The sequence below is a fragment of the Pseudomonas sp. GW822-FHT04C11 genome, assembly GCF_058800905.1.
In genome coordinates this window covers 315,811-328,553 of record NZ_JBXAMS010000006.1, presented here as the reverse complement: position 1 = coordinate 328,553, position 12,743 = coordinate 315,811, and the positions used below count along the sequence as shown (strand labels likewise).

General features: G+C 59.7%; 13 protein-coding genes and 1 pseudogene. 7 read left to right on the top strand and 7 right to left on the bottom strand.

Annotation, left to right across the window (positions count from 1 at the left end):
- Window positions 1-36 precede the first annotated feature (36 nt).
- Window positions 37-1,455, bottom strand: coding sequence for a short-chain fatty acid transporter (locus tag AC1RJ3_RS13075; protein ID WP_103318398.1), 1,419 nt, complete (start codon window positions 1,453-1,455; stop codon window positions 37-39).
- Between the two features lie 203 nt (window positions 1,456-1,658).
- Between AC1RJ3_RS13075 and AC1RJ3_RS13070 the strand changes: the two genes are divergently transcribed.
- Window positions 1,659-2,975 (top strand): MFS transporter, encoded by a 1,317-nt coding sequence (locus tag AC1RJ3_RS13070; protein ID WP_103318400.1) that lies wholly within the window; start codon window positions 1,659-1,661, stop codon window positions 2,973-2,975.
- A gap of 18 nt (window positions 2,976-2,993) precedes the next feature.
- On the opposite strand, the gene AC1RJ3_RS13065 is transcribed toward AC1RJ3_RS13070, so the two are convergent.
- Window positions 2,994-3,497 (bottom strand): RidA family protein, encoded by a 504-nt coding sequence (locus tag AC1RJ3_RS13065; RefSeq protein ID WP_347928886.1) that lies wholly within the window; start codon window positions 3,495-3,497, stop codon window positions 2,994-2,996.
- 164 nt (window positions 3,498-3,661) lie between these two features.
- Here AC1RJ3_RS13065 and AC1RJ3_RS13060 point away from each other — a divergent pair.
- Window positions 3,662-4,486, top strand: a pseudogene (locus AC1RJ3_RS13060) (PAS domain-containing protein); the annotation flags it as partial.
- 108 nt (window positions 4,487-4,594) lie between these two features.
- A complete protein-coding gene (locus tag AC1RJ3_RS13055) occupies window positions 4,595-5,026 on the top strand; it encodes a methyl-accepting chemotaxis protein (RefSeq protein WP_237142992.1) in 432 nt (143 codons plus the stop codon).
- 21 nt (window positions 5,027-5,047) lie between these two features.
- Here AC1RJ3_RS13055 and AC1RJ3_RS13050 read toward each other — a convergent pair whose 3' ends face one another.
- Window positions 5,048-5,416: a cupin domain-containing protein gene (locus AC1RJ3_RS13050; protein ID WP_054595595.1), complete on the bottom strand. Its 369-nt coding sequence runs from the start codon at window positions 5,414-5,416 to the stop codon at window positions 5,048-5,050.
- 76 nt (window positions 5,417-5,492) lie between these two features.
- Window positions 5,493-6,302, bottom strand: coding sequence for an AraC family transcriptional regulator (locus AC1RJ3_RS13045; protein WP_054595596.1), 810 nt, complete (start codon window positions 6,300-6,302; stop codon window positions 5,493-5,495).
- A gap of 159 nt (window positions 6,303-6,461) precedes the next feature.
- Here AC1RJ3_RS13045 and AC1RJ3_RS13040 point away from each other — a divergent pair, with 159 nt between their 5' ends.
- Together AC1RJ3_RS13040 and AC1RJ3_RS13035 are read left to right on the top strand one after the other, a co-directional pair.
- Complete coding sequence (locus tag AC1RJ3_RS13040; RefSeq protein WP_493079233.1) at window positions 6,462-7,103, top strand: LysE family transporter; 642 nt, start codon at window positions 6,462-6,464, stop codon at window positions 7,101-7,103.
- Window positions 7,104-7,202: 99 nt separating this feature from the next.
- On the top strand, window positions 7,203-7,556 hold the full coding sequence (locus tag AC1RJ3_RS13035; protein WP_103318410.1) for a gamma-glutamylcyclotransferase family protein: 354 nt from the start codon (window positions 7,203-7,205) through the stop codon (window positions 7,554-7,556).
- Window positions 7,557-7,707: 151 nt separating this feature from the next.
- Here the strand turns inward: AC1RJ3_RS13035 and AC1RJ3_RS13030 are convergent, their stop codons facing one another.
- Window positions 7,708-8,079, bottom strand: a complete 372-nt coding sequence (locus tag AC1RJ3_RS13030) for a helix-turn-helix domain-containing protein (RefSeq protein WP_103318411.1) — start codon at window positions 8,077-8,079, stop codon at window positions 7,708-7,710.
- 3 nt (window positions 8,080-8,082) lie between these two features.
- Entirely contained in the window at window positions 8,083-8,385 is a 303-nt protein-coding gene (locus AC1RJ3_RS13025) for a type II toxin-antitoxin system HigB family toxin (RefSeq protein ID WP_054595600.1), read from the bottom strand.
- 297 nt (window positions 8,386-8,682) lie between these two features.
- Between AC1RJ3_RS13025 and AC1RJ3_RS13020 the strand changes: the two genes are divergently transcribed.
- Window positions 8,683-9,516 carry an alpha/beta hydrolase gene (locus AC1RJ3_RS13020; protein WP_493079232.1) on the top strand — a complete coding sequence of 278 codons (834 nt, stop codon included), beginning with the start codon at window positions 8,683-8,685 and terminating at the stop codon, window positions 9,514-9,516.
- A gap of 46 nt (window positions 9,517-9,562) precedes the next feature.
- Here the strand turns inward: AC1RJ3_RS13020 and ggt are convergent, their stop codons facing one another.
- The gene (gene ggt / locus AC1RJ3_RS13015) at window positions 9,563-11,407 is read right to left on the bottom strand and encodes a gamma-glutamyltransferase (RefSeq protein ID WP_493079231.1); all 1,845 of its coding nucleotides are present in this window, start codon (window positions 11,405-11,407) and stop codon (window positions 9,563-9,565) included.
- A gap of 190 nt (window positions 11,408-11,597) precedes the next feature.
- On the opposite strand from ggt, the gene AC1RJ3_RS13010 reads away from it, so the two are divergent.
- The gene (locus tag AC1RJ3_RS13010) at window positions 11,598-12,701 is read left to right on the top strand and encodes a DUF2817 domain-containing protein (protein ID WP_493079230.1); all 1,104 of its coding nucleotides are present in this window, start codon (window positions 11,598-11,600) and stop codon (window positions 12,699-12,701) included.
- Window positions 12,702-12,743 lie beyond the last annotated feature (42 nt).

Sequence of the window (12,743 nt, the reverse complement as noted above, 5' to 3'; positions counted from 1 at the left end):
CACCTGCCCGTTTGTGGCAGGCGCGGCTATGTTCAGTTACGGCATCACCGGCGCCACATACGCAAGCGTCGTCCCCAGCGCCCACAACAGAAACAGCACCAGAGGCGTGTGCACCAGCAGTTGCACGAACGAGAACCCGATCAGGTCCCGCGCCTTCAAGCCGAGCACGCCGAGCAGCGGCAGCATGTAGAACGGGTTGATCAGGTTGGGCAGGGCTTCGGCGGCGTTGTAGATCTGTACGGCCCAGCCCAGGTGGTATTTGAGGTCGTTGGCGACTTGCATCACGTACGGCGCTTCGATAATCCATTTACCGCCGCCGGACGGAATGAAGAAACCGAGGATCGCCGAGTACACGCCCATCAGCAGGGCATAGGTGTCGTGGGAAGCAATGCTGACGAAGAAGGTCGAGATATGGTGCGCCAGGGTCTGGCCGTCGGTGCCTTTGACCACGGTCATCAGCGCGGCGATGGAACCGTACAGCGGGAACTGGATCATCACACCCGTGGTGGTCGGCACCGCACGGGCCACCGCATCCAGGAAGCTGCGCGGGCGCCAGTGCAGCAGGGCGCCAAGCATCAGGAACAGGAAGTTGTAGGTGTTCAGGCCCGAGATCGCGCTGATCGCCGGTTTGGTCGAAAACTCGTGAAACAACCATCCGGCCGCCAGCAGTACCAGCAAAATGGTCAATATCGGACTGTACTCCAGCCATTCACCAGGGCGAGTGCGTGGCTGTGGTGCCGGTAGGCTGAAGCTCGGGTCGATGCCGCAGGCCTTGGCGTCACGGGCGGAGTTCGGGCCGGGGGCGGTGGCATAGGCGATGATCAACGAGACCACGATCAGCGCCAGCAAGAGCACACCGGACTGCCAGAGGAAAATCGTTTGGGTGAATGGAATCATCCCGGTGATCGACAGGATCGACGGCGGCAAACTGGCCGGGTTGGCCTGCAACTGCGCTGCCGACGAAGACAGCCCCAGCGCCCAGACTGCGCCGAGCCCCAGGTAAGCGGCGGCACCGGCGGCACGGTAATCCATACGCAGATCGGTACGGCGCGCCAGTGCACGCACCAGCAAACCGCCAAACACCAGCGACAGTCCCCAGTTGAGCAATGACGCGACCATGGAAATCAGGGCGACCCAGGCCACGGCCGAGCGACCGTTTTTCGGGATGCGCGCCAGGCGGTCGATCAGTTTCACCGCCGGTGGCGAGCTGGCGACCACATAGCCGCCGATCACCACGAAGGCCATTTGCATGGTGAACGGGATCAGGCTCCAGAAGCCGTCACCGAAGGCCATCGCGGCATCGGTGGGCTTTGCGCCCATGATCATGGTGGCCACGGCAACGATAATGACCGCGAGCGCGGCAAACACCCAGGAGTCGGGAAACCAGCGTTCGGCAAAGTTCGAGCAGTGCAGGGCAAAGCGGGCGGAGCGGCTATCTTCGATTGCGGCGGCCACGGGAGTACCTCTATTTTTATGTTTATTGTGGTGCGAGCCGGGCCGCGCAGGCCCTTGCGCTCAGACATAAACAGTAAATCAATCAAGATGTTTTTGCGGTGCTGTTTTGCACACTTGGGACTATGGTCTAACGGGTTGTTCGAACGCGTTTTTGCGTAGACCATGGGCGCCGTGTGTTTTTTGCCCATTTCAGAGCATTTTTTATGACTGCCATCCTTGATGCACGACCGGCACCGTTCTCCCGGTCTGACTACAAGACCCTGGGCCTGGCGGCGCTCGGCGGGGCGCTGGAAATCTACGACTTCATCATCTTCGTATTTTTCGCCCTGACCCTCAGCCAACTGTTCTTTCCTCCGGAAATGCCCGAGTGGCTGCGTTTGCTGCAAAGTTTCGGGATTTTTGTCACCGGTTACCTGGCGCGGCCGCTGGGCGGGATTCTGATGGCGCACTTTGCTGACCGGCTGGGACGCAAGAAGGTCTTCAGTCTGAGCATCCTGATGATGGCGTTGCCGTGCCTGCTGATCGGGATCATGCCGACCTACGCCCAGATCGGCTATTTCGCACCGTTGCTGTTGTTGCTCCTGCGAGTGCTACAAGGCGCGGCGGTGGGCGGTGAAGTGCCAAGCGCCTGGGTGTTCGTGGCCGAGCACGCACCGGCCGCGCACCGGGGTTATGCCTTGGGCTTCCTGCAGGCCGGGCTGACCTTTGGTTACTTGATCGGTGCATTGACGGCGACCTTGCTGGCGCGGGTCTACACCCCGACGGAGATCCTCGATTACGCCTGGCGTTACCCGTTTCTGTTAGGTGGCGTGTTCGGGGTGATTGGGGTCTGGTTGCGTCGTTGGCTGAATGAAACCCCGGTGTTCATGGCCATGCAGGCGAGTCGCGAACGGCATGTCGAGCTGCCGCTGCGCACAGTGTTGCGTGAGCATCGGTTGGCAATGCTGCCGGCGGTGATCCTCACCTGCGTGCTGACCTCGGCGGTGGTGACCTTCGTCGTTATCACCCCGACCATGATGCAGAAAACCTTTGGCATGACCGCCAGTCATACTTTCGCCCTGAGCAGTCTGGGCATCGTGTTTCTGAACGTCGGCTGCGTGATCGCCGGGTTGATCGTCGACCGTATCGGTGCCTGGCGCACAGTGATGCTCTATAGCCTGCTGCTACCGTTGGGGATTGGCGTGCTCTATGCCAGCCTGATTGGCGGAGCACACTGGATTGGCCTGGCCTATGCCATTGCCGGTCTGGGCTGCGGGGTGGTCGGTGCGGTGCCGTCGGTGATGGTCAACCTGTTCCCGGCGCGGATTCGTGTCTCGGGTATTTCCTTTACCTACAACATTGCCTACGCCATTTGGGCCAGTATCACGCCGTTGCTGCTGATTGGCCTGATGCCGTGGAGCCCATGGATCTGTGTGATGTTCTGCGCGGTGATGGGGGCGGTCGGGATTGGCGCAGCGCTGTACTTCGGCTCACGCCTGCCGCGGGTCGATCATGCGGCTGGCGTGGCCTGCAGTCCCTGAGGCACTTCAATCGTAGGGTTAATCTTCCTCAAACGGTGCTGGTTCAGGCTCAAGCGCGACGATCATGTCGACTTCGACCGAGGCGTTTTTCGGCAACTGGTACACGCCTACCGAGGTCCGTGTGTGAACACCGGCTTCGGCAAAAATCCGGTAAAGCACCTCCGACGCACCGTCGGCGACTTCACTTTGTTGCGTGAAGTCGGCGGCGCTTTGCACGTAGACGTTAATGCGCAAGATCTTCTTGATACGTTCGAGGTCGCCGAGTAACTGCATGAGGATCGCCAATGCGCGCATCGTGCAGATCTGCGCGGCATACCGGCCTTGATCCAACGACACTTCGGCACCGATCCGGCCCACCACCATCACCGTATTTTCAATGCGTGGAATCTGCCCGCTGACGTACACCTCATCACCGTTTTGCACCGCAGGCACGTAGTTGCCGCCAATGCGCATTTCACCGTCGAAGCGGTGCCCCAGCTGTTGGGCGATGCCATCGAATAGTGCTTTGCGTGACTGATCCATGCGTCGATTCTCCTGTAGGTGGCGGTGGTGCAGCGCAGACTATAGCGTGTTGAATCGCCCTTCAAAACGCCGTTTTTGAGGCATTACGGGCGTATGGTGGCCAGCTGCCAACTATTTTTGTAGGACAACCCGGCAAAGCTCTTCAGAAAAGCCGGGTAAGGCCGATGGTAAGTCTGAAGGACGCTCTCAACCCTGCCCATCGGTGCATCGCAATGTTCAATAAACGCTTGAAGCAGGAGCTGTCGGCTCTTCGCGAGGAACTCTCCAGCCTTCAACAAGTGAAGGAAAGCCTGGAAAGCGAGATGCTTGTGCTCACCCTGGACCCTGATGGACGGGTGCAATCGATTAACCAGAATTTCGCCCAGGAAATGCTCTACAAGGGCAATGACCTGATTGGTCGGCACATCGAAGAGATCGTTCCGGCCCACGTCAAGACCGATGAATTTCACCTGCGCTTCAAGAATGCCCTGACCCGTGGTGAGCACTTCGCGGGCGCTGTGCGCTTGCTCAGAGGCAATGGCGAGGAAGCGTGGTTGCGCTCTATTGCCCAGCCGATTCGTAGCTCGGATGGCCGGATAAGACACTTTTCGATTTACTCCAGTGACCTGACCCGAACCATCGAGGCGTCACGTGAACACGAGAACCTGATCGGGGCGCTGGTTCGTTCGACAGCCGTCATCGAGTTCGACCTCAACGGTAATGTGCTGACGGCCAACGAGCGGTTCTTGAACGGTATGGGTTATAGCCTGGCGCAGATCAAAGGCAAACATCACCGCATGTTCTGTGAGCCCGAGGAGTACAACAGCTCCGCGTATCAGGACTTCTGGCGACGCTTGAACGCTGGCGAGTTCGTGGCCGACCGCTTCAAACGCGTCGACAGCCATGGTCGAGTGGTCTGGCTCGAAGCGTCCTACAACCCGGTGCACGACGCGAATGAAAAGCTCTACAAAGTGGTCAAGTTCGCCACCGTGATCACTGATCAGGTCAATCAGGAACAAGCGGTTGCCGAAGCGGCGAACATCGCTTACAGCACCTCGTTGCAGACCGACAACTGTGCACAACGCGGTACCGCCGTGGTGACTCAGGCGGTGGACGTGATGCGTGAGCTGGCCAAGCACATGCAGCAGGCTGGTGAAGGCATCGAGGCGCTGAACGAACAGTCGCTGGTGATCGGCACCATCGTCAAAACCATCAGCGGCATTGCCGAACAGACCAACCTGCTGGCGCTCAACGCCGCCATCGAAGCGGCCCGTGCCGGTGAGCAGGGCCGAGGTTTTGCAGTGGTGGCGGACGAGGTCCGGCAATTGGCTTCGCGCACCAGCAAAGCCACCGACGAAATTGTTGGTGTAGTGCGTCAGAACCAGGACATGGCGCGCGATGCCGTGGTGTTGATGACAGATGGCAAGCTCCAGGCCGAACAAGGTTTGGCGCTGGCCGCCGAGGCGGGCACGGTGATCGTCGAGATCCAGGATGGCGCGCAAAAGGTGGTCAACGCGGTCGGGCAGTTCGCCAATCAGCTGTCGACTTAAGCGCGGCTCGAGTGAGCCTCGTCAGATCCAAAGATCATTCAGCGCCGTACGCTCGCCACCTTCGCTCCCGGTATTGAGCACACCCTTGGGTTCGATCAGCAGCAGTTTGACCTCTTGTTCGGCAAACGGCTTGTGCTCGACGCCCTTGGGCACCACGTACATTTCGCCTTGGGACACCAGCACCTGACCATCGCGAAAATCGATGCGCAGTTGGCCTTCGAGGACGATAAACGTTTCGTCAGTGTCCTGATGATCGTGCCAGATGAAATCTCCCAGCAGTTTCACCACCTTGAACTGGTAGTCGTTCATTTCGGCGATGACCCGCGGCGACCAGTGCTCGTTGATCTGCGCAAGTTTGTTGGCAAAATTCAGGCTTTGATATGGCTGCATGACGTGGCTCCCGTTGGTGATTGTGAGCCCACGGTAGCCTGCGCAGCAGTGCACTTCTTGCACGATTGTGCGCGGCTCAGCGGCGGTGCATTTTCATCCAGCGGGCGGGTGACAGGCCGTAGGTTTTGCCAAACTGCCGGGTCATGTGGCTTTGATCGCTGAAGCCCGCGATCAGCGCGGCGTTGGTTAGCGACTCACCCTGCATCAGCAATGAGCGCAGCAGATCCAGGCGGCGCATGGTCAGGTAACGATAGGGGCTGGTGCCGAACAGCAGGCGAAAGTCCCGCGACAGACTCCAGCGATCACGCCCGCTGTGTTCGGCCAGTTGATCCAGGGTCAGCGTTTGGTCGAGGGCGCTGTGCATGAACTCGCGAGCGCGTTCTGCCGCGAGGTAATCGAAGCTCTGACGATGGGTGGGCACCCCCGATACCGCGCTCATGGCCTGCGCCAGATCAAACAGCGCATCTTGCTGCTCCAACGGATCGAGGGGGCGATCGATACTCTGCAACAGGACCTCGGTCGCCGCGAACAAGCGTGGATCAGTGGAAATACCGGTCTTGATAAAGGGCAAAGGCTGGCCGCCGAGCATCTGCTGGATCAGTGCCGGCTCGACGTAAAGCATCCGGTATTTGAAGCCGTCCTCGGTACCGGCCTCGCCATCGTGGACTTCGTCGGGATGCAACACCATGGTCCCGCCCGGCAAGCTATGTCGCCAGCCGCCACGGTACTGAAAGCTTTGCACCCCCGACAGCGTGCGACCTATGGCATAGGTGTCGTGACGATGAAGGTCGTAACCATGACCCGAGAAAAATGCCTCGATACGCTCCAGCCCGCCCGAATCGGGGGCGCGCTGGAACCAGTCGGTGAGAATTTTCTGCTTGCCCATGGGGAGTCTTCGTGTCCGGGTGTTCGGTGACGAACACGGTAGCTCAGCTGCGGGTTGGCTGTCAGCCGGATAACGGTTGATTGCTGTGCCTAAGGTCGAGTAAAACCCGTGGGCGTTGTTCTGCGGTTTTTCCACCGCTCACATAGAGGTGATTCACAGATGGAACTCCAACACCTGACCTATGCTGCCCCCTTGTTATCGCTGGCGTTGCTGTGGACCGTCGCGGTGGTTACTCCGGGGCCAAACTTTTTTACCACCGCGCAACTGGCCGCCAGTTGCTCGCGGCGCCACGGAGTGGTGGCTGCGTTGGGTGTCGCGACAGGCACTGTGCTGTGGGGGCTGGCCGGCGGCCTGGGAATAAAGTCGCTGTTTACCGCCGCACCGACGCTGTATCTGGCATTCAAGATCGCCGGTGGTTGCTACCTGATCTATCTGGGGTTGAAGCAGTTCAAGCGCAAACCGGCACTGAGCCTCGGTGCAAGTGCGGGGTCGAGCGAGCCATACCGCGCGCTGTTTTCGGCCTATCGCCAGGGATTTCTGGGCAACATGACCAACCCGAAATCAGCGCTGTTCGTCGCCACCATCTTCGCCACTTCAATGCCGGCTTCGCCACCGCCGATGTTGCTGACACTGGCGGTGATCACTATGGCTACGCTGTCCTTCAGCTGGTATTGCGCCGTAGCGCTGCTGTTTGCCAGCTACCGGGTAGCGGGCGCTTATGGTCGTTCACGGCAATGGCTGGAGCGCCTTGCCGGCAGTTGTTACGTGCTGTTCGGCGCCCATCTGGTGGCGAATCGTTGAAGTGTTACGGGGATAAGGCGTCCCCAGAATGGCTGTCGGTTTTCGCCCGGTGAACGAGCAAGACATCCGAAACGCTACTTTTAGAGACGAGGTTCGCTGATGACTGATTCAAGCAATACGCAGGTTTACCTGTTTTCCTACGGAACGCTGCAGGACAAGGCCGTGCAGCTCACCAACTTCGGGCGCGAGTTGTCCGGTAGTGCGGATCAGATGCTCGGTTACGAGCAGTCCTGGGTCGAAATTACCGACCCCGAAGTGTTGGCGACCAGTGGCAAGACTCACCATCCGATCCTGCGTCCCGGCAGTGCTGACAGTGCGCCGATCCCCGGTATGGTGTTCCGGATCACGCCAGCGGAGTTGGCGGCTGCTGACAGCTATGAAGTCTCGGATTACAAGCGGGTCAGCGTAGTGCTGGCGTCCGGGATCGAGGCATGGGTGTATGTGAGTGCGTGAGTCTGCAGGCCAGGCGCTGCTTGAATGTTAGCGCCACGGCGGTGATCAAGGCCTCGCACATCATTCTGGGTGTGCCGGCTTGATATCAGTGGCGCCTGGAGGAAAGCTCAAGCTTGCGTGTTTCGCTTTTTTCGAACGAAACGCGCAATGCTTAAATATCTCTGACGGGCTTGATCAGGCTCTCTGCCGGAATCCCGAACAGCTCATGGAGTTTCCAGATCATGGGCAGTGTCAACGCCCGTTTGCCGTTGAGTACTTCATACACTCTGTTTGTCCGGCCAATGGCGGGTGCCAGGTCAGCAGCAGATAAGCCCGATTGTTCCATGCGAAATTTGATCGCATCTATCGGGTTGGGAAGGTCAACCGGGAACTGCTTCGCTTCGTAGGCCTGAATGAGGGTAATCATGATGTCGAAGTAGTCACCTTCAGACGTGCCCGGTTCTGGTTCGTTGTCGAATAGTGCAGATACTTCCTTGAGGGCTGCACGGTAGTCCTGTTCGGTATGAATCGGACGAATGTTCATGGGTTACTCCATTTCAACGGTATCGGCATCGATAGCGTCGTATTGCTGGTGAGTGCCGACAAACTTTATGTATACGGCCCCGAAGCGATAGGCCACGGCGACGACAAGCCGATAGGCGTTACCCTTGATGTTAAACACCACCCTGCGGCTCTTGAGGATACTGGCGCTGCCAAAATTGGCCTTGATATCCGCAGGGCTTGCCCAGTTGGCGTCCTTTGTTTCGTCAATCCAGGCCAGGAATGACTGCTCTGAGTCAGGGTATTTCTCCCAGAATCCTTTCATGTGACTGATAGCGATAATTCTCATGGCACGATCCTAGTCCCATGCTGGGACTGCTGCAAGTTGCTGTAGGTGAATAGCGATGTACGGCGGATCGAGTTTGCTGTCCATGTCACTCAATGCCCTGGTACTCAAGCATAGCGACCGCTGTTCAAGCCCTTGGATAGGTCAGGCGCAAATATCATTGCTGGATGTGGCCGTTCACATACCTGCACTTCGCTATCGGGTAACGGCACGAATTGACCGTCATTTACGACTACAATCGCGCACTGGGTGGCAGCAGGCGTGGGTGTCTGTCCTGGTCGAACGTGTCGGAGGGAGCAGATGAAGCGCAAACCAGGTGTCTTGAAGATTGCGTTGTTGCTCGGCGCTTTGCTGAGTGGTTGCCAGTCGCCCAGACAGTCTCTGGAAGCGCTGGCGTCAGAGCATGCTCAGCATGTGGAAATAATCGTTACTCAAGCTTTTCCGCTGATACTGAGTACTCCGTTGAAACGTCCCGATAGCCGTCGGATCCGTCTTTACCTGGAAGGTGACGGCCACGCCTGGGCGACGGCTTCCCAGCCGAGCCTCGACCCCAGTCCACAGCAGTTGCTGATTGCCGGGATGGCGTTCAGTGATCCGACCCCGAGTCTTTACCTCGCGCGTCCTTGTCAGTTCGTCAGTACGCCAGGGTGTGTGCCGGCACTGTGGACCGCGCGGCGCTTTTCTCCCGAGGTGCTGGACAGTCTCGATCAGGCGTTGAACCAGATCAAAAGTCGCTACGGCAACCAGGACTTTGAGCTGATCGGTTATTCCGGCGGTGCCGCGTTGGCTTTGTTGCTAGCGGCTCGCCGCGACGATATTGCCCAGGTGCAAACCCTGGCCGGTAATCTCAGCCCCAGGTTGTGGGCCGAGCGATTGAACCTCAGTCCGCTCACCGGCTCGCTGGAACCCTTGGATAACCGAGCGCGCCTGGCTCATGTTCGGCAACGGCACCTGGTCGGCGCTGACGACTCCATCGTACCGCCGGCCCTGGTCGACAGTTATCGTCGGGCGCTAGGGCAGGCTGACTGCCTGGAAGTGGTGGTCTTGCCAGGTGTGTCCCATGCCGAGGGGCTGGACAAGGTATGGGGCGATTGGCGGGATCGACCGATCCAGTGTGCTGGCGCCAGACAATAAAAAAGGGCTTGCCTCGCGGTAAGCCCTTGGTCATTTCCAGAGTCGATCAGTCCCCCAGCGCTTCACCTTCACGCCGTGGATCGGCGCCACCGGCCCAGGCCGCTTTGCCCTGAGCGTCGCGTACGCGAACGATGGCCTGGGTGCCGCTGGTCATGTCGATTTGATTGATCGAATGCCCTTTGTCCTTGAGGGCCTGAATAAGCGCCGGGCTGAACTGGCCTTGTTCCAGTTCGGTCGAGCCATTGCGGCTGCCGAAGTTGGGCAGGCTGATGGCGGCTTGCGGGTCGAGGTTCCAGTCGAGCAGGCCGACCACCGACTTGGCAACGTACTCGATGATTTGCGAGCCGCCGGGCGAACCGAGTGTCGCGACCAGCTCACCGCTTTGACGATCAAAGATCAGCGTCGGCGCCATGGATGAGCGCGGGCGCTTGCCGGGCTCGACACGGTTGGCCACGGGTTGGCCGTTTTCTTCGGGGATGAACGAGAAGTCGGTCATCTGATTATTGAGCATGAAACCCTGCACCATCAGGTGCGAGCCGAAGGCGGCTTCAACGGTGGTGGTCATCGACACGGCACCGCCCTGATCGTCGACGGCCACCACTTGCGAGGTAGAGATTCGCAGTGGTGAGCGGTCTGGGGCGTAGGCCACCTGGATGCCCGGTGGCGTGCCGGGTTTGGCGCTGCCCATGCTGCGTTCGCTGATCAAGTTTGCACGGTTGGTCAGGTAGGCAGGGGAGACCAGACCGGCGACCGGGACCGGCACGAAGTCCGAGTCGGCGACGTACTGCGCGCGGTCGGCGTACGCCAGACGCTCGGCTTCGGCGATCAGGTGCACGGCTTCAGGCGCGGGTTCGAGCCCCGCCGGTTTATCGGTCTTGAGTGGTTTCAGTCGCGCCAGAGTGAAGCGACTGTCGTTGCTTTCGAGTGCCTGCAAGGTGCCGAGGATCTGCGCCACGGCGATCCCGCCCGATGATGGCGGCGGCATGCCGCACACTTGCCAGCGCTTGTAGTCGGTGCACAGCGGGGCACGCTCTTTGGCGCTGTAGCCGTTGAGGTCGTTCAACGACAGGCTGCCGGGGTTGGCATTGCCTTGAACCTTGGCGACGATCTCCTGAGCAATTGGACCTTCATACAACGCGCTCGGGCCTTCTGTGGCAACACGTTTGAGGACCTTGGCCAGTGCCGGGTTTTTCAGCAACGTACCAACGGCTTTCGGGCTGCCATCGGCATTCAGGAAGTACGCAGCCATGTCAGGGGAGCGCGGCAGGAACGGATCGGAAGCGATCATCGTATGCAGGCGCGGCGAGATCGCAAAGCCCTTTTCCGCCAGGGCAATGGCCGGCTCGAACAGCTTCGCCCATGGCAAACGACCGTGCTTTTGATGGGCCAACTCCAATGCACGCAACACCCCCGGTGTTCCGACCGAACGACCACCAATCTGCGCATCGGGGAAGGGCATGGGTTTACCGTCGGCTTGCAGGAAGAGCTTTTCAGTCGCGCCAGCGGGTGCGGTTTCGCGGCCGTCGTAGGTGCGCACGGCCTTGCCATCCCAGAGCACGATCAACGCGCCGCCACCGATCCCCGAGGATTGCGGCTCAACCAGTGTCAGCACCGCTTGCATGGCGATGGCGGCGTCGATTGCCGAACCACCCTGACGCAGCATCTCCCGTCCTGCTGCGGCTGCCAGTGGGTTGGCGGCTGCGGCCATGTGTTTGGCAGCGTATTGGGTGTGCAGGTCGGTGCGAAACCCCGAGGCGATTTCCGGGGCCACGGGCAAGGCGCTGATGGCCGACGAAGCGGGCGGGGCGCTGCAGGCAGCGAGGGTCAGCGCGGCGGCGAGCAGCGACAGGGCAGTCAGGCGGTAGCGACTCAAATGGAAGGTTGGGAACACGTGGGGCACTCCGTCCGTTGGATAAAGGATCAATGGACTGTATCTGCGCCTTGAGCCAGCTGCAACGCTGGTCTTGTGCGTATTGGTCGACGGATGGGCAGCTTTTCTCTTCTTCGATGCTGGGTTTTTCTGTAGGGTCGGAGGCGCTAGATCTTCGCTAAAAACACATCAATAACAACAAGAGGCCGACATGCAGACCGAGTTCCCAACGCAGCCAAGTTACCGTTCGCAGCGCGAACAATTCCTGGCGGCAGCGACCGCAGCCGGAGCCCGGTTGACCGAATACCCGCATCCACTCAAAGGGCCGTTTGGCGAGTCGTTGAGCACTGACGTGGCGGTGCTCGGCGACCCCGGTGCAAAGCGTTTGCTGGTGATGCTGAGCGGCACCCACGGGGTTGAGGGCTTCTACGGTTCTGAGTGCCAGATCAATTGGCTGAACGAGTTCGGCAAACGCCCACTACCCGCCGATGTCGCAGTGGTGATGATCCACTTGATCAATCCCTGGGGCACGGCGTGGCTGCGTCGCGTCAACGAAGACAACATCGATCTGAACCGCAATCACCTGAACTTTGATCGGCCGTTGCCCGACAATCAGGCCTACGCAGCGCTTCACCCGATTTATGCCTTCAACCAGTTACACGGCCCGGAGCGTGAACGCGCCGATGCCTTGCTTGCCACGCAGTTAAGCGAGCATGGCTGGCCGACAGTGATGTCGATTGTCGAGGGCGGCCAGCACAGTCATCCCGACGGTCTGTTTTACGGTGGGCTGGCGCCGAGCTGGTCGAACCGGACCTTGCATCAGATCATTGCGGCGCATCTCTCCCAGGCCGAGGTCGCCATGTGTTTCGACCTGCACTCCGGTGCGGGAGAGTACGGCCATCCGATGCTGCTGACCGTTACGCAAGCGGCTTATCCGGCACTGGAGCAGGCGCAGGCCATTTACGGTCCGTGGCTCTACACCATTCAAACCGGTGCGCAGACCCACAGCGAAACCGGGATTGCCGCATCGGCCACTGGCTACACCTCGCAGGCGCTACTTGATGCGCTGCCGCAGGTGCGCCTGATGCCGTTTGTCATCGAGTGCGGCACCTACCCGGGAGAGGCGGTGCATGCTCATCTGCGTGACGATCACTGGTTGCACCTGCACGGCAATCCGGGTGATGCAGTGGGGCGGGCGATCAAGCTGAAACTTGTTGAGCAGTTCTATCCCGCTGACAGTGACTGGCAGGAAATGGTCTGGGTTCGCACCCGGCAGATATGGGAAAAGGCGTTGTCGGCATTGCCCACGCTATAGTCGAGCGCTTCGGCGCTTGATGAATCCTGCGGCTCACAGAGC